The following is a 17,354-nucleotide window of genomic DNA, read 5'->3' on the forward strand; positions in this document are numbered from 1 at the left end:
ATATTCGGATTAATGAGTACGTAAAACTGGAGGTTAAGTATGAGGAATCTTTTTCAACGCAATTGGTATACGGAGGTGCGCCGTAGCGAGGACGGGCTGCTTAAGGGAAAGACTAGTTACATTGATACTTACCGGGAAGCAGTGGCCCATCTATCGGTCGACATTAATTCCTTTATCATTCAGGAGGCCTTGTGGGAAGAACAGCGATCATCGGAACCCATCAATGCTCGCACTCTCCAGGTTACACCACTGTGTGGCTCGAAAGCTTACTTCAGTTCTGGTCCTGTGCTTAAAGAAGCGGGAGCGTTTCTCAAGGACCCACTGGCGGTTGCACTGTTTTCTGAAACTGTAAAAGGGATTATCCAAGCCGAAACCTTTCTCCTGAGCGAGAGGGGCTTTGCCTCCGAAAAAGACTACGAACACAAGTGGATGGAATTTTATTCAGGCTCCTGTCGCTACTTCAGCAGCCTGGATAGGATCACTAAGACTTGGTTTGACCATGTCGGAGAGAGCAAACGGGAGGGCAATTTGTTTGTACGGTTCAAAACCCAGAGCCTTTTTCATTTGGGGAAGAGTCGCTATCTATTGACAGGGAATTTAAGTGATTCTTTCCACGAGGTCAACGTAAGGTTGAAATTAAACGGGGTTGCCGTCGAAGAGGCCGATGGTGTTCTTCTGCGTACTCCGGACCTAGTATGTCGCGAGGCGGCCGCTTTGCTAACTAATCTGCACGGCATTAATTTAAGGGGGGTGGCCAAAAAAGAACTGGCTGGCCTCTTGGGCAAAGGCCAGGGATGCGTTCACGTGATTGATTTAGTCAATGATTGCGCACAAATTCTAGAACTTTTTGGAATTGGCCAAAAAACATTCAGTTAAAATTGCATCCTTTGGAGATTACTATCTGTGAGGTCGAGAAAGAAATTGTAGGAACTTAAAAAGCAAGGAGCTAAATCACATGTTAACTATTGATCAAGATTTCTATCAATTTAGCACGTACATTCCGCCCATTGACCTTTCCTTCCACCAATACCTATTGATCACTCAAGAACCGTTATTGGTTCATACTGGTAATGTCCAGCAAGCAAACGCCCTGATACCTCAGTTGAAAGCTGCACTTAAGGACAAACTGAGGGAGAAACAGAGGGACAGGTACGTTGTTTCAGATCATGGGAATTGAAACACTGAACCTGTCCCCTTGTTTCTCCCCTTGTTTCTCCAGAAAGCTCCCAGAGATACAACGAGGCAACCGAGCCATAAGGTGAATACCTTTTTCTATAGCGTTCAAACGTTTCCTTGGGGAGTTCTTTGAGGCCGTATAAATTCATCATACCTCTACAGATGGCTAAATCCTTATAGCTAAGCACATCAGGCCGACAAAGCGAGAAAATTAGGATCATTTCTGCAGTCCAAACACCCACACCATGCAATGAGGACAAGTTTTTAATAATCTCTTCGTCCGTCAAAGTATCAAGTAGCTTAAAATCTATGACACCTGATTTAGCAGCATCTGCAATACCCGAGATGTACCTTGCTTTTCTCTCAGACATACCACAACTTTGGATTGCAGACACCTCCACTTGGGTAATACTTTCTGGTGTAAGATTACCAAGCAGCGTAGCCAATCTATTCCATACCGTTTCCGCAGCCTTTTTTGAAATCTGCTGACTGACAACGCTTGAAATAAGTGCTGTAAACGGATCCGGAGTAATCTCTCGCTGGATCATTCCTATCTTGTCAATAGCCGCACCGAGTTTTTTGTCTTTGCGTTTTAAGTGGTCAATTTCCTTTTGTCCATATTCAAAAATCGGCATATTTCTTTGTCTCCAAATCAAAGTGTCATTCTTCTACCATCTTTTCATATATTATCATAACAAAGATAACTAAACTATCTCTACTTAATTTTTATGGTCTAATTTACTACAGGCTTTATCTTTTGTTAAGCAGCCCTTCAAACTTTATTGCTTCTGTCCATGGAGACGGGAGCATAATTTCTCAGGTGAGATTATGAAATGAAATTTGAGTAATGGGATTTATCGAAATTAATTGATTAATTTTGATAAATCCCATTACATTATCCACTGATATATGATAAAATTCACATATTGAATACGTATTCATTTTGACTTTTTGTATTTTCTTGTTAAGTAGTTAACTACAGTTGGGCCTAATCAGAGTATGTGGAGATATACTCTCTTCTTGTAATTTTTAAAATAATTTCAACGAAGGGATAGTTGCCTAAATGAAAGAAAACACAGGAATTGTCTATGAGGACGTAAAGAAATGTGTTGATGAAGTCATCAACTATGTGGGGAAGGATATTACCTTTTCTATGACACTTGCCCTAGGAAAACCAGTTCTCTTTATCAATGAACTTTACAGGCGGGCCAAAGAAGATCCTGAAATGAAGCTTAAAATAATTACCGCTCTTTCTCTTGAGAAACCGAAAGGTCAATCTGAACTAGAAAAAAGATTTCTTAAACCCTTATCGGACCGAGTTTTTGCGGGTGTTCCAGAATTTGATTACATGCTTGATTTCAGTGCAGGTAAACTTGCGAGAAACGTTGAGATTTTTGAATTTTTCTGTAAAGCCGGGGGAAACCTGAATAATCCTGTAGCCCAGCAGAATCACTTGTCCTCACACTACACCCATGTCGTTCGGGATGCTATGGATTATGGTACCAATGTTTTTGGCCAACTTATCGGCGTCAAGGAAGTCAACGGCAAGACAATGTACTCCATGGGGTGCAATACAGATATCACTATTGAAGCTATACAAGCGGTTAAAGACAAAAGGGCCCTCGGCGAAAAAGTCGCTATCATAGGGGAAGCAAATAGAAATATGCCCTTTATGTATGGAGATGCAGTTGTTGAACCAGATAGCTATGACATTATTCTTCAGGGGCCAAAATACGACTATGAACTTTTCTGTCCTCCTAAAGATGCGGTTGCCCTATCCGATCATATGATTGGTATCAATGTGAGCACTTTGATAAAGGACGGTGGCACAATACAGGTAGGGATAGGCGCCCTAGGTGATGCAATTGTTGCTGGACTTATTATGCGTAATGAACATAATGATAAATATCGGGAGATCCTCGGAAAAGCTGGTATCATGAAACGATACGAAAAACTAATCAGTAAATGGGGAGATACGGGGGTTTTCCAGAAGGGGCTCTATGGTTCATCAGAGATGTTTGTCGATGCCTTTATGCAGATGTATAAAAGCAAGATATTAAAAAGAAAGGTCTTTGATAGCATCCCCCTTATGAAACTCATAAACGAGGGGAAACTCGCCGCTGATAACATCCCTTCAGACATTATCGACCAACTGATTGAAATGAGAGCATTACATTCTAAACTTAGTGAAAAAGACTTTACCTTTCTTACTGAATACGGAATACTCAAAAAGGGGCTCAACTACGAAAATGGTTTCATTATAGATGGAGAGGCCAAGTACTCTGCGGATATGAATGATGAAAAGAACAAAACGGAGATAAGAAAGCTACTCGGAAAAGAGCTTCTCAAAGGTCAAGTTATCCTTGGCGCCTTCTTTCTTGGCCCGAAGGCATTCTATAAGGCTCTTAATGACATGAGCGAAGAGGAAAGACAGCTTTTCGGTATGTCCGGAGTCGATAAGGTTAACCAGCTCTACGGTGGGGAGGAACTGAGGAGCTTGCAAAGGAAGGATGCCCGATTTGTAAATACTGGCATGTTGGCAAGTGTTCTTGGGGCAATAGCTTCAGATCAGCTCGAAGATGGCCGGGTTGTGAGTGGAATTGGTGGACAGTATAACTTTGTAGCCATGGGCCATGTTCTACCCGACGCAAGGGTTATTATGATGATCAAAAGCACAAAGGGTTCCGGTAAGAGTCTGAAGTCGAACATAGTCTTTAGCTACGGCCATTGCTCAGTACCCAAACATATGAGGGACATCATTGTTACTGAGTATGGGATTGCTGACGTACGGGGTAAACCAGAAAAAGAGGTCATCGCTGAGATAATCAAGATAGCTGATTCCAGATTTCAAAACCAGCTCCTTAATCAGGCAAAAAAAGCGGGAAAAATACCCATGGATTTTGAAATTCCTGAAGAGTATAGAAATAACACACCGCAAAAGATTGCTGCCCTCCTTAAGCCCTATCAAGCTCAAGGCTTCTTTCAACCCTTACCATTTGGTACAGATTTTACTGAAGTTGAGCTCGCTCTGGGGGGAGCTTTGAAAGCCCTAAAGAGACTCTCTGCCGGAAATCGCCTTAAACTGGCGAGAGGGTTACTGCTTGAATTCTTCAAGCCGATCCCAAAATCTACTTACCCCCATATAGAGAGAATGAAGCTTCTCAAGCCTTCTTCTATGAAAGAGAAGCTCTTCAGAAAAATGGTGGTTTTTGCATTAAGAAATAACAACCCCAATTTCGATAAGCCGCCTTCTCTTCCGATGAATGCTTCAAAACGAGGAGCCGCTAAATAATCCTTTATACTTACCACAATCATCCGTTCTCAAAACATGCCCCCGACAATATTATGTCGGGGGCATGTTTAATTTTTTCTAGACCAAGCAAGTAGCCAACAATTCGCTTACTATTAACAGCATTTTCTAGGCAGGGAATACAAAATATCATTTGATTAATATAAAAAAATCAAAATTCTTTACTAAATTAGGATAATTTTTATTACATTATTTAGCAAGACATGATAAAATTTATTTGTTCAATTATGAATGATTACTCATTTTTTTGTTATAGAAATAACCACAAAATTGGAGGAAAGGATAGGTGCCTAATGAAAGAAAAGACAGGAATGATCTATGAGGACGTAAAGAAATGTGTTGATGAAGTTATCAACTATGTAGGGAAGAATATTACCTTCTGTATGCCCCTTGCCCTAGGAAAACCAATTCTCTTTATCAATGAACTTTACAGGCGGGCCAAAGAGGATCCTGAAATTAACCTTAAAATTATTACTGCTCTCGCTCTTGAGAAACCGAAAGGCCACACTGAACTGGAAAAAAGATTTTTAACACCCCTTTCGGACAGAGTTTTTGCGGGTGTTCTGGAATTTGATTACATGCTCGATTTCAGAGCAGGAAAACTTCCCAAAAATGTTGAGGTTTTTGAATTTTTCAGTAAAGCTGGCGGATATCTCAATAATCCCGTAGCCCAGCAGAACCATTTGGCCACTAACTACACTCATGCAACCCGTGATGCAATAGCCTTAGGAGCTAACGTCTTCGGCCAGTTGGTAGGCTACAAGGAGCTCAGCGGCAAAACGATGTATTCTATGGCTTGTAACACCGATGTCTGTATTGAAGCTGTAAAAGCACTTAAAGACAAAAGGGCCCTCGGCGAAAAAGTCGCTATTATAGGAGAAGCGAATAAGAATATGCCCTTTATGTATGGAGATGCCGTTGTCGAAGCGGATACCTATGATATGATTCTTCAGGGACCACAATACGACTATGAACTTTTCTGTCCTCCCAAAGATCCGGTTGCCCTATCCGATCATATGATTGGTATTAATGTCAGCACCTTGATAAAGGACGGCGGCACAATACAGGTAGGGATTGGAGCCTTAGGTGACGCTATTGTTTCGGGACTTATCATGCGTAATGAACATAATGATTTATATCAGGAAGTCCTCGGAAAAGCCGGTATCATGAAACGATATGAAAAACTGATCAGTACATGGGGCGATACGGGGGTTTTCCAGAAGGGGCTCTATGGTTCATCAGAGATGTTCGTCGATGCCTTTATGCAAATGTATAAAAGCAAGATATTAAAAAGAAAGGTCTTTGACAGCATCCCCCTTATGAAACTCATAAACGAAGGGAAACTCACCGCTGATAACATCCCTTCCGACATTATTGACCAACTGATTGAAATGAGAGCATTACATTCTAAACTTAATGAAGAAGACTTTACCTTTCTTACTGAATACGGAATTCTAAAAAAGGGTCTTACTTATGAAAATGGTTCCATTATCGATGGAACCACCAGCTACTCTACTAATATGAATGATGAAAAAAGTCGAATAGAGATAAAAAAGCTACTCGGAAAAGAGCTTCTCAAAGGTCAAGTTATCCTTGGCGCTTTCTTTCTCGGCCCGAAAGCATTCTATCAGGCTCTTAATGACATGAGCGAAGAGGAAAGACAGCTTTTCGGTATGTCCGGAGTTGAAAAGGTTAACCAGCTCTACGGCGGGGAGGAACTGAGGACCCTGCAAAGGAAGGATGCCCGATTTGTAAATACTGGTATGGTGGCAAGTGTTCTTGGGGCAATAGCATCAGATCAACTCGAAGATGGCCGGGTTGTGAGCGGAATTGGTGGACAGTATAACTTTGTGGCCATGGGTCATGTCCTACCTGACGCTAGGGTTATTATGATGATCAAAAGCACAAAGGGTTACGGTAAGAGTCTCAAGTCGAACATAGTCTTTAGCTACGGCCATTGCTCAGTACCCAAACATTTGAGGGACATCATTGTTACTGAGTATGGAATTGCTGACGTGCGTAGCAAACCAGAAAAAGAGGTCATCGCTGAGATGATCAAGATCGCTGATTCCAGATTTCAAAACCAGCTCCTTGATCAGGCAAAAAAAGCGGGAAAGATACCCATGGATTATGAAATTCCCGAAGAGTATAGAAATAACACACCACAAAAAATCACTGCCCTGCTTAGGCCCTATCAGGAAAACGGCGTTTTCCAGTCCTTCCCATTTGGTACTGATTTAACTGAAGATGACGCCGTTCTGGGGGGAGCCTTGAAGTCCTTAAAGAGACTCTCTGCCGGAAATCCTCTTAAAATGGTTGGAGGGGTGCTGCATGAATTCTTCAGGCCTATCCCAGAATCAACTCACCGCCACATAGAGAGAATGAAACTTCTCAATCCTTCTACTATAAAAGAGAGAATACTGAGAAAGACGGTGGTTTTTGCATTAAGGAACAACAACAGCCTTCCTAAGGCTGCCCCTCATCAAATGCATGTTACAAATCGATCAAAAGCGGAATAGCCCTTAAAACAACCAAAAAGTACCCACGATAATTTTATAATTGTCGTGGGTACTTTTCCATTAATCCCTTTGAATGAAAGCTTATACAGGAAGTGTCTTTTGGTTATTCCCTATTTACCGTAAACAATGCGCTTGCGCAGCTCTCCGATCATGGCAGGAACCTCAATACTCATTGGGCACCGTTCTACACATCTCCCACACCGCAAACAAGAATAAATGAGTGGAGCCGCTTTTTCCATACCCCCAGCCACAAATGCCGTCCAAATCGCACCGATTCCGCCCATATAGATATGGCCGAAATGTCCAGCCGTCACTTGAAACACGGGGCACTCATACATACATCCGCCACAACGCAAACAGTGTAAAGCCTGGCTGAACTTATCCTCCTGGGCCATCTCACTGCGCCCGTTGTCCACGAAGATGACATAAAATTCCTTTGGACCGTGTGCACCGTAAGTCGTTACCTTCTCAATATCCCCTGTTTTGCTGGGACCACTGACAATATTGACATAACCTGGCACGCCATACTGGGCATAACGCCAAGTGACCTCAGCTACTTTCATGGCTTCTTGGAACGTTGGCACCAATTTCTCAACACCCACCATCACGATATGGACGGGTGGAGCACCTGTAGCCAGACGCACATTCCCCTCATTTTCAATAATAACCATAGCGCCTGTGTCCGCCGCCACCACGTTGGCCCCACTGATCCCCACATCGGCAGTGAAATACTTTTCGCGCAAAAATTCCCGCACTACCCTTACTTCTTCGGCGATGTCTGGCTGTACTTCCTTCTGGAAAAACTTACTAAAAACCTCAGCCACCTGTTCACGGGGCACATGGATTGAGGGGGAAAGAATGTGCATGGGGCGTTCTTTACGCAGTTGTAATATGAATTCGCCCAAATCAGTTTCCCAAACTTCGTTCCCATTTTCTTCAAGGTACTCACGCAGATGGAGTTCTTCCCCCAGCATGCTTTTTCCTTTAACAACGGTTTTATTCCGACCAATGATCCCCAGGGCAATTTCTAAAGCAGCCTGATGATCCTTTGCGTAATATGCTTTTCCTTTGTTTCGTTCCACTGAAGCCATTGCCTGCTCTAACAATTGATCCAAGTTAGCCATAGCCTGGCGTTTGATTTCCTGCACCTCCACTGCCAGTTCTGGAGTGTGCGGAAAGCGTTCCAATGTTTCGGCAACTGTGTTGCGGTAAGACGTTACCGCCCTAGAGATTGCCGTTCGTATGTTGGTATCTTTACTAGCATCATTGAGGGACTTGGCATACGTGACAAAGTCCTTTCTTAAATCAACAGTCATGCTTCAATCCCCCTATATAAGAATTCGATTAAATCTTCGACAATGGCCGAATCGCCCTTGGCTTGGCCGCCCTCCAGTGCTGACAGACAATACGGACAGGAGGTCAGAATATGCTCCGTGCCGCTTTCCTTCAACTCATTAACACGCCGAGATCCAATGACATGAGATAACTCCGGAAACAGAATTTTGATAGGTCCGCCACAACATGACGTCCATTCTCGATTGCGTGGAGCCTCTTTCACCTCTGCTCCAACACATACCAAGATATCTCTTAATTCTTGATGGATTCCCAACTCTCGAGCTAACCGACAGGAATCATGAATGACGACGGCACCAGGGGTTGGTATTATTCCTAGTTTATCGCGCCGCTGCCACACCAAATCCACAAAGGTACGGATTTCCATGTCAAAACCCTCAACCATTTTAGGATAAACGAACTTAAAAACTTCTGCCGCATGGGGAGAAAGACAAACAATGGTTTTAGCTCCACTCTTCCTGATCCTATCTGCAACTTTTTTCACATAGACCTTCATATCTTCCATATAACCCAGTTCATAAAGCAAAGCACCGCTGTACAATTCCTCATTTCCCGCATAGCAGAACTCATAACCTAACCCTTGGAGTACCTTAGCAGCCTTAAAGCAAATCGAATTATACCTTTCCCTATCCTTAGCCAATACCGAAGAGTATATCTTTTCCGCGCTTATCCCGGCCTTATCCAACATATTACGTACACCCATCATCATAGAAAACGCCTTGCTGCCCTGATCGATATGAGTGATGGTTTTAACCAAAGAGTCGATAAAGGGAAGCAACTGGTATTCCCCGCCTGTATAAAAAAGCAGTTCCCCTCGGACTGGTAAGTCTAGTCCCTTGGCCCAAGCGGCAACCTCTGAACCCTTTAAGGCCAGTGGATTACCGTGTTTTACAATATTGTCGCTGATAATGTCCAACACCGTCGGCAGCTTCATTTCCACAACCATCAAACGTCCCCCCAAATTATTCCCTACAGTTTTCTTTCATTTAATAAAGCGCGCATTGAATACCTCTGCGCGCCTTTACCTGATCATTTACAATTCGTACTATAATTAGCACTGATCTTCTTTTCTGTAGTATAAAGAAAAATCTTGGTAAAAGTAACCCATAGAGAATATGTATTATGTATTCCTTCCCATAAGTTGCTTCATCCAGTGGATTTGTTTGATTGGGCAGCGCAATGAATCTCTTAATCAATAGTACTGTTCGAGCAAGTGGTGGAACAGTTGAGTTTGCACAGCAAAAAATACGGCGGTCTCAGACCGCCGTATACTTAGATAATTCAGCTTAATGTCTCATCACAAGACAAAAGTTGCTATGTTCGTCATTACTTACCACTGCGTTGTGAAAAACGCAGCTTACTCGCGTGATCTTCTAATTCGCCAAAATCCATACTTATAATATCTGACAACAAGTCTCGATCATGGAGTAAGTTCGTTAAACGACGCTCATCTTTGGTCTGGGTAGTATTGGCATTGGTGAGAATACTTAATGGCCGATAAACCGGAGCATCTTGTATTTTTAATGTCTTAAAAATTTTTAGGTCGCACTCCCGACGAACGGTCAACGAAGAAATAATGGTGATTCCAAGCCCTGCCGAAACCACTTGCTTAATCGCGTGAGTACTTCCCAGTTCCATTGAAATATTCAATTCACTCAGATCAAGTCCTCTCTCTCTAAGGGCTATCTCCATGACCTTGCGAGTTCCAGAACCTTCCTCCCGAGTCACTAGACGCTCAAGAGGAAGTTCGGCGAGGGTAATACTATTCCTTGAAGCCCATGGGTGAAAATAGGGAATAACAACAACTAACTCGTCTTCCCAGAAGCTCTCCACATTTAACTCCTTATACCTAGGAACAGGTCCCTCGATCAGACCAATATGCATCTTTTTCTCCAGAATATCTTGCGTAATCGAATCTGTATTGGCGATCTTCACCTTGAAGTCTACACCTGGGTGAGTCTTATACAAAAGAGCGAGAATATTAGGAAGGATGTATTCTCCTATGGTTAACGTCGCACCAAGGAAGATCAGCCTTCTCTGATCTTTGGATATAGCACATATCTGTTCTTTAGCATCCTTAAGAATGTTCAAGATACTTCGGACATGGGTATAAAAAATTTCACCCTCTCTGGTTAGAGTAACTCCTTTATTAGTTCGCTCAAAAAAGCGAGCACCATACTGGTTTTCCAAATTCTGAATCTGCAAACTAATACTAGGTTGACTCATATGGAGCTTCTTAGATGCTAAGGTAATATTTTTTGTTTCTGCCACCTCTTTAAAAACATTGAAGTGTTGTTCCATAATGATGCACCCTTTCTAGGTCCTCAATTCCTATCTCTATTTGCTCCGTGTATATTCCATCTCTAGAGGCACTTCATAAATTAAGGTGTCGGTTCCTTTTTTCCTTCCACAAGTACTACTTATTTCAAAATAGTACCTTTCAGATATCTGATATCTGATATCTGATATCTAGTTTCTGATATATTACTAGTTTTAACCCAAATATCTTGAAATTCATAATATAATCTTAACACTTTAGTCAAATATTTTCCACATTAGTACATATGCATATTTCAAAATATAGCCATACTCAAGCGATGAACACTAAACATTGGTAAAAAAGAGAAGAACAGTCAAACCTATGGTCTCGGTTCGACTGCCCTTCTCTTTTTGTTTAGAGTGATCAAAGGTCACTTCCTACGCATTTTTGCTCTGGAAAGCTTTCATAAACTCGGCTAAAGCCCTACACCCATCCATGCTCATGGCATTATAGACCGATGCCCGGATGCCACCAACGGAGCGGTGACCTTTTAAACCGATCATACCTTGTTGGGTGGCCTCAGCCGCAAAGGTTTTCTCCAACTCCTCGCTAGGTAAACGGAACGTGATATTCATCAGAGAGCGACTATCTTTGACAGCATGCCCTCTAAAATAGCCCTCACTGTTGTCAATGGCCTCGTAAATAAGGGCCGCTTTCTCCGCGTTGCGTTTTTCCGCTGCGACCAGCCCGCCGTTATTTTTAAGCCAGCGCAAGACCAGGTTCACCATATAAACGGAAAAACTTGGTGGGGTATTGTACAAAGAATCGTTTTTAGCATGAATATCATAACGAAGCATTGTGGGAATGTTGGAAGGGATGTCCTCCAATAAATCCTTTCGAATAATAACCACAGTTACCCCGGCTGGACCAAGGTTCTTCTGCGCTCCAGCGTAAATCAGAGAAAACTTAGACACATCGAAGCGGCGTGAGAGGATATCGCTGGACATATCGGCAACCAACGGAACACCCCCCAAGTCTGGAAATGACTGCCATTGGGTACCGAAGATGGTGTTATTAGAGCAAAGATGAAGATAGGCAGGGCTGTCACTCACCTTGAGTTCATCGACTCTGGGAATTCGGGTGTAGTTTTCCTCCTTGGTACTTGCTGCAACATTGGTTTTAACGAATTTTGACGCTTCTTTGTAAGCTTTTTCTGCCCACGCTCCGGTGAGAATATAGTCAGCGTGGCTCTCTGGGGAGACCAGATTCATGGGTACTGCGGCAAATTGAGTGCTTGCTCCACCTTGGAGAAACAATACCCGATAGTTTTCCGGCACTCCTAGTAATTCCTTGACAAGAGCCTCAGCCTCTGAATTGATAGCCTCGTATTCCTTGGTGCGGTGACTATTTTCCATCACAGACATGCCCGTGCCTTTAAAATTCAGAAGTTCGCTCTGCGCTTCTTCTAAAACAGCAAGTGGAAGAGTGGCTGGACCCGCATTGAAGTTAAATATTCTTTCCATATTTAATCAATCCTCTCCAAGTTTGAAATAGTTCGCACAACCTTATTGGACCATTATATCCCCTTAGATCGGCTGTAGCAATATAAAAATTGGATAATACGACTATTATACGACACAAAATTCATTCTGTTATCCCTCTGCTTCCAACTCACTATGAGGATTTCTCTTTTCTAAAGCATTAAGGTAGGCTTTAGCGCTGGCTTCAATTACATCCGTCGAAAATCCCTTCCCAACCACCAGACGACCATCCTCATAACGCAACTTGACTGTGGCTTCTCCCAAAGCCTCACTACTCCGTGTGACAGACTTCAGTGTGAAATCTTCAAGGGTTGCGATGTTCCCAGTGATCCTGTCAATAGTATTGAAAAGGGCATTCACAGGACCATTACCACAAGCGGCATCCGTTATCGTCGTTCCTTCAATTTCTAGGATCACAGTAGCTGTAGCCATTTGAACACCACTAGTCGCAATAGACATGCTTTTCAGTACAATGCTATTTCCAGTAGTTTCTGAATCCCCCATCAAGACATAAAGATCTTGGTCAAATACCTCTTTCTTCAGATCCGCTAATTTTAAGAACCTTTGATAAACCTCATCAAGCTGGGCCCCTTCTACTTTATACCCTAATTCCTCCAGACAATGTTGGAGGGCATGTCTTCCTGATCTTGCCGAAAGGCTGATTAAATTCTGTGGGACGCCGATTGTTTCCGGTTGAATGATTTCATAAGTCTCTCTATCTTTTAGAACTCCGTCCTGGTGTATGCCTGAGGCATGCATAAAAGCGTTAGCTCCAACTATGGCTTTATGATCCGGGACAGTCACTCCTGTTATCCGAGAAACCAGTCTACTGGTGGCGGATATCTCTCGGGTGTTAATATTGCTTCCCACCCCATAACCATCGCGGCGAGTATAAATTGACATAATTACCTCTTCCAAGGAAGTATTGCCTGCCCGCTCTCCTATACCATTAATCGTCCCTTCCACTTGGCCTGCTCCCGCTTTGATACCCGCCAGAGAATTGGCCGTTGCCATTCCCAAATCGTTATGGCAATGAACACTAACAATGGCTTGATCAATATTCTCAACGTTCTTAATGACATATCCGATAAGTTCTCCGTATTCCCAAGGGTTAGCATACCCAACTGTATCCGGGAGATTAACTACCGTGGCCCCAGCTGAAATCACTTCTTTGATAACTCTGGTCAAAAACTCCGGATCGCTGCGAAAGGCATCTTCAGCATAAAATTCAACATCACTCATAAATTTCTTAGCATACTTTACGGCAAAAACCGCTTGCTCCACCACCTGGTCAGGGGTAAGCCTTAATTTCTTGGCCATGTGAATGGGAGAAACCCCTATGCCCGTATGAATTCTGGGATATTCTGCCTTGCGCAATGCTTCCGCACAGATATCGATATCCTGAGTGACCGCCCTAGTTAACCCACAAATGGTTACTCCCTTGAGTTCCTTAGCCATCGTTCGAACTGATTCCATATCCCCCGGCGAAGAAGCAGGAAAACCAGCTTCAATTATATCCACGCCGAGTTTCACAAGTTGATGTCCAATCTCTAATTTTTCTTTTACATTCAGAGTGATCCCTAGGGATTGCTCTCCATCTCTAAGGGTAGTATCAAAAACATATAATTTACGCATTGTAACTTCCTCCTTAAAAATAAATAAACCCTTCGTCTCTGATTGAGACGAAGGGTTAGTTCGCGGTACCACTCAAGTTGACAGTTAATAACTGTCTTCTCTGCAGATACGGAAATAATCAAGTTTCGTTATTCGGTGGTCGGGGTCCGACGAGAAATATTATTTCTTTCATCGAACTTCTAACATCGAACTTCTAACATCAAAGTTCCGATATCTCCTTCCTTTTAACGGTGGAAGCTCCGTCCGAGCCTACTTTCTTACAATTTCGGTCGGCTACTCGAGGAAGAGTTCCAATTCTATTCCGTTACTGCCTTTCACCAACCAGCAGCTCTCTAAAACGGAAACGCGACTGTACTATTCCCTCTCATCGTCATTTTAGCAGTTTTTTATATCTTACACTACTTCGCAATAATGTCAAGGGCAAAAAATATTATTTGGCTTTGGCATAACTTTTACGGTTAGCTGAGATAGCAGCGGCGGCAAGGGCCACAGCCATGGCCACGAGCATCACAGAATGATACGCTGACATGAACGCCCCTATTTGACCTGATTTCGGTATAGTCACACCGCCCCAGGCCTCAAACAAGGATACCGACAAAGCAATACCCGTGACCATACCTAAGTTTCTCACCAAACTATTAATCCCCCCGGCAATACCCAGTTTCTGAGGGGGAACTGAACTCATCACACTGCTATTATTGGGCGATTGAAACATGCCAGAACCTAATCCCGTGAGCACAAGACCGGGGATAACTTGATAATAAGGAGCTGTGGCCGGCAGAGTCGAGAAATAAAAGAAGCCAAGTGCAGTAATGACCAAACCACCTGTTGTTAAAACTACAGGTCCGTATTTGTCAGAAGCATTACCGCTAATGGGAGCTACAATGGCCATCACCACTGGAAAGACCATTAACATTAATCCAGCCTGCGAGGGATTGTAGTTTAGAATTCCTTGCAAGTAAAATGGCAGAAGCATATTGTTGGCAAACATAGCCACAAAGGATAGCCAGCCCGAGAGATTCCCGATAAGAAAAGGGCGATTTCGGAAAAGAGATAAATTAATCATGGGATGTTCAACTTTACGTTCTATCATAATAAATAAGACCAGTAATGCCGTTCCCAAAAATAAGCTTAAGAGTACAGTAGGACTTGTCCAACCCCAACTCTCGCCATTATTTATGCCTAAGAGTACACCAATCATTCCGATTGTAAAAGTGAAGGCACCTGCAAAATCGAAACTCTCGTTGTTTTTGTGGGGTTCATCAGTGGGGAGAATTAGGAGAGCAACCACGTAGCCAATAATTCCAATAGGAACGTTAATGTAGAAAATGGAGCGCCAGCTAGCCAAACCAATCAGCAGTCCGCCCAACGCTGGACCTGTTAAACTACCCAGGGCAACAACGGTTCCTGTAAGACCTAATGCTTTACCACGCTCACTAGGCGGAAAAATAGTAGTGATAATTGCAGCACTGTTAGACATTAACATAGCCGCACCCACAGCTTGCAACACCCGTGTCCCCACTAAAAACCAGATATTTTGGGCTAAGCCGCACAGAGCTGACCCCAACGTAAAAATTAAAAAACCAAGCGCATAGACTTTTTTACGTCCCAGTAGGTCAGCAATCCTACCGAAAACTGGCAATAGGCTAGAAATAGTCAGAAGGTAGGCTGAAACTACCCATTGTAGGGTAGAGAGATTGGAATGGAGTTGACCCGAAATTGTAGGCAAAGCCACATTGACAATACTGCCATCCAACGTGGACATAAAGGTACCAATCGCGACGGCCGCTAAGACATACCAGCGGTAATTCGGTAAATCTTTAACTTTCTCTAGCATGGAAATCCTCCACTCTTACAAATTGTTGACGATTCGAGTTAGCAAATTCTTTAGTTGGGCCTGCAATAATTACTTGTCGTGATGATAATTGTTATGACATTTTAGCAAATATATTAATGTCAAGCAAGAACTGCATGATATTTAAACTCTTTATTTGATTGGAAAGACACCACGTGTATCCCAAAAATCCCTCCGCCATCGTCTCAGTAACACCCGTCAGAAAATAACGCTCTGTACGTGATCTAAACTACTATCTGTCGAAAGGCGTCTAAATTGTCATGTAACAGACAAGATATTCAGCGAATCAGTGATATACTTGAATAAAAACATGAATAATCAAATAATATATCGCAATCTCCGTTCAAAGTTTTGGAATCTCTCGAAAAACCTTGAACGGATTCACATTATGCCTGCTTTTAGGGAAAGCGGTGCCAAAAAAAAGTCCACTCATTCTCCCTTTTCCCTAAAAATTTAAAAAGTATTGCTATTACTAGGAGGTGAACTCGTCCAAGGTCTAGGTCTAGGGGTATTTGTGAAAAAAGTTTCTAAGCTATTTTAGAGGAGAGATTAAAAAATGAGTAATATTCCCATTGAAAAAACACCAACTGCACACTCAGGCGGCTGGTCCGCACTGTGGAGAAAAGAGGACTATTGGGCAGTCTGGCTTGGGTTAGGGGTAGTGTTTGTTGCAATATTACTTTGGGCCACTGGCAGTAACTTTATGAAATATGTCGCAATCAGCGTGCCGGCCTACTCCGATTTTGGCAAGGCTACAGGTTTTGTCACGAGTCATCTCGGCGGTATCTTCAGCCTTTTCCTAATGTTTCTTCTCATCTTTGGCGTCGCAGTGAAGATCCTTGGCCACAAACTAAGCCAGTTTATTCCTGGATTTGCCTTACTCTTCCTCATGAGTCTCATCGTCACTGTCTTAGGTTCTTGGAGTGTCATGAAGAAGTTCAACCTTGAAGCCCCGCTTCTGGCCCTTGCAGTAGGACTTATTATTGGCAATTTTGTTAAGCTGCCAAAATTCATGGATTCTGCCTTACGGACCGAGTTTTTCGTCAAGACGGGCATTGTACTCATGGGTGCTACCCTACCCTTTACGTTGATCCTACAGGCAGGCCCAACCGCTTTCGTTCAAGCAACCGTTATCGCTGCCACCACATTTTTAACCATCTACTGGGCGGGAACCCGTCTCTTCGGCTTGGACAAGCGGTTTGCGTCCACACTCGCGGCTGGGGGATCGATCTGCGGTGTGTCCGCTTCGATTGCCATTGGTGGCTCCGTTAAAGCCGAAAAGCATCATGTCTCGATTGCAATTTCGCTCGTCGTCGTGTGGGCTATCGTCATGATCTTTTCACTCCCAATCATGATAAAAGCGTTTGGAATTCCTGCTGGCCCTGCCGGAGCATGGATTGGAACTTCCGAGTTTGCCGATGCTGCTGGAATGGCTGCTGCTGCCGCCATTGGCGAACAATCGATTAAAACCTTTACGTTGATGAAAGTCGTTGGCCGTGACATGTTCGTTGGAATCTGGTGCTTTATCATGGCCTTTATCTCTATCACTAAATGGGAGAAGAAAACGGATGGAACCAAACCAAATGCTGGTGAGATTTGGACCCGCTTTCCCAAATTCGTCTTGGGATTCTTTGTCGCTTCCATCATCATCACCGCTTTAGTTGGTTCAGTTGATGCTTCAACATCCAAGGTTATTACTGCATCA

10 protein-coding genes, 1 pseudogene and 1 other annotated feature are annotated in these 17,354 nt (G+C 43.2%); of the genes and pseudogenes, 4 read left to right on the top strand and 7 right to left on the bottom strand.

The genetic code is table 11. The features are described 5' to 3' along the window. The first annotated feature begins 39 nt into the window (after positions 1-39). Entirely contained in the window at positions 40-876 is an 837-nt protein-coding gene (locus DSOL_RS18805) for a DUF2889 domain-containing protein (RefSeq protein ID WP_075366349.1), read from the top strand. 341 nt (positions 877-1,217) lie between these two features. Here DSOL_RS18805 and DSOL_RS18815 read toward each other — a convergent pair. Beyond that, positions 1,218-1,811 (bottom strand): annotated as a pseudogene (locus DSOL_RS18815) (DNA-3-methyladenine glycosylase family protein); the annotation flags it as partial. 428 nt (positions 1,812-2,239) lie between these two features. On the opposite strand from DSOL_RS18815, the gene DSOL_RS18820 reads away from it, so the two are divergent. After that, positions 2,240-4,468 carry an acetyl-CoA hydrolase/transferase C-terminal domain-containing protein gene (locus DSOL_RS18820; protein WP_075366350.1) on the top strand — a complete coding sequence of 743 codons (2,229 nt, stop codon included), beginning with the start codon at positions 2,240-2,242 and terminating at the stop codon, positions 4,466-4,468. A gap of 311 nt (positions 4,469-4,779) precedes the next feature. After that, the gene (locus DSOL_RS18825) at positions 4,780-7,005 is read left to right on the top strand and encodes an acetyl-CoA hydrolase/transferase C-terminal domain-containing protein (protein ID WP_075366351.1); all 2,226 of its coding nucleotides are present in this window, start codon (positions 4,780-4,782) and stop codon (positions 7,003-7,005) included. A gap of 110 nt (positions 7,006-7,115) precedes the next feature. Here DSOL_RS18825 and DSOL_RS18830 read toward each other — a convergent pair whose 3' ends face one another. From DSOL_RS18830 to DSOL_RS18855, 6 genes are all read right to left on the bottom strand, one after another. Then, complete coding sequence (locus DSOL_RS18830) at positions 7,116-8,321, bottom strand: LUD domain-containing protein (RefSeq protein ID WP_075366352.1); 1,206 nt, start codon at positions 8,319-8,321, stop codon at positions 7,116-7,118. Beyond that, a complete protein-coding gene (locus DSOL_RS18835) occupies positions 8,318-9,304 on the bottom strand; it encodes a (Fe-S)-binding protein (RefSeq protein ID WP_170871562.1) in 987 nt (328 codons plus the stop codon). The genes DSOL_RS18830 and DSOL_RS18835 overlap by 4 nt, the downstream gene beginning before the upstream one ends. A 380-nt stretch (positions 9,305-9,684) precedes the next feature. Then, complete coding sequence (locus DSOL_RS18840; RefSeq protein ID WP_075366353.1) at positions 9,685-10,659, bottom strand: LysR family transcriptional regulator; 975 nt, start codon at positions 10,657-10,659, stop codon at positions 9,685-9,687. Positions 10,660-11,055: 396 nt separating this feature from the next. Then, positions 11,056-12,141: a 3-phosphoserine/phosphohydroxythreonine transaminase gene (gene serC / locus DSOL_RS18845; RefSeq protein WP_075366354.1), complete on the bottom strand. Its 1,086-nt coding sequence runs from the start codon at positions 12,139-12,141 to the stop codon at positions 11,056-11,058. Between the two features lie 129 nt (positions 12,142-12,270). Further along, positions 12,271-13,794, bottom strand: coding sequence for a 2-isopropylmalate synthase (locus tag DSOL_RS18850; protein ID WP_075366355.1), 1,524 nt, complete (start codon positions 13,792-13,794; stop codon positions 12,271-12,273). 40 nt (positions 13,795-13,834) lie between these two features. Then, positions 13,835-14,171 (bottom strand) — a binding site (T-box leader). 53 nt (positions 14,172-14,224) lie between these two features. Then, positions 14,225-15,631 (bottom strand): MFS transporter, encoded by a 1,407-nt coding sequence (locus DSOL_RS18855; RefSeq protein WP_075366356.1) that lies wholly within the window; start codon positions 15,629-15,631, stop codon positions 14,225-14,227. A 574-nt stretch (positions 15,632-16,205) separates the two neighbouring features. On the opposite strand from DSOL_RS18855, the gene DSOL_RS18860 reads away from it, so the two are divergent. Beyond that, positions 16,206-17,354: YeiH family protein (locus tag DSOL_RS18860; RefSeq protein WP_075366357.1), on the top strand; the 1,149-nt coding region annotated here is incomplete at its 3' end.

It is taken from the genome of Desulfosporosinus metallidurans (assembly GCF_001936615.1).
Taxonomy (GTDB): domain Bacteria; phylum Bacillota; class Desulfitobacteriia; order Desulfitobacteriales; family Desulfitobacteriaceae; genus Desulfosporosinus; species Desulfosporosinus metallidurans.

What these genes read in the sequence shown, in the direction of transcription:
- DSOL_RS18830 (WP_075366352.1), bottom strand. Translation starts at nt 8,321, where the DNA reads ATGACTGTTGATTTAAGAAAGGACTTTGTCACGTATGCCAAGTCCCTC.
- DSOL_RS18825 (WP_075366351.1), top strand. Translation starts at nt 4,780, where the DNA reads ATGAAAGAAAAGACAGGAATGATCTATGAGGACGTAAAGAAATGTGTT.
- DSOL_RS18855 (WP_075366356.1), bottom strand. Translation starts at nt 15,631, where the DNA reads ATGCTAGAGAAAGTTAAAGATTTACCGAATTACCGCTGGTATGTCTTA.
- DSOL_RS18805 (WP_075366349.1), top strand. Translation starts at nt 40, where the DNA reads ATGAGGAATCTTTTTCAACGCAATTGGTATACGGAGGTGCGCCGTAGC.
- DSOL_RS18835 (WP_170871562.1), bottom strand. Translation starts at nt 9,304, where the DNA reads ATGGTTGTGGAAATGAAGCTGCCGACGGTGTTGGACATTATCAGCGAC.
- DSOL_RS18840 (WP_075366353.1), bottom strand. Translation starts at nt 10,659, where the DNA reads ATGGAACAACACTTCAATGTTTTTAAAGAGGTGGCAGAAACAAAAAAT.
- DSOL_RS18820 (WP_075366350.1), top strand. Translation starts at nt 2,240, where the DNA reads ATGAAAGAAAACACAGGAATTGTCTATGAGGACGTAAAGAAATGTGTT.
- DSOL_RS18850 (WP_075366355.1), bottom strand. Translation starts at nt 13,794, where the DNA reads ATGCGTAAATTATATGTTTTTGATACTACCCTTAGAGATGGAGAGCAA.
- serC (WP_075366354.1), bottom strand. Translation starts at nt 12,141, where the DNA reads ATGGAAAGAATATTTAACTTCAATGCGGGTCCAGCCACTCTTCCACTT.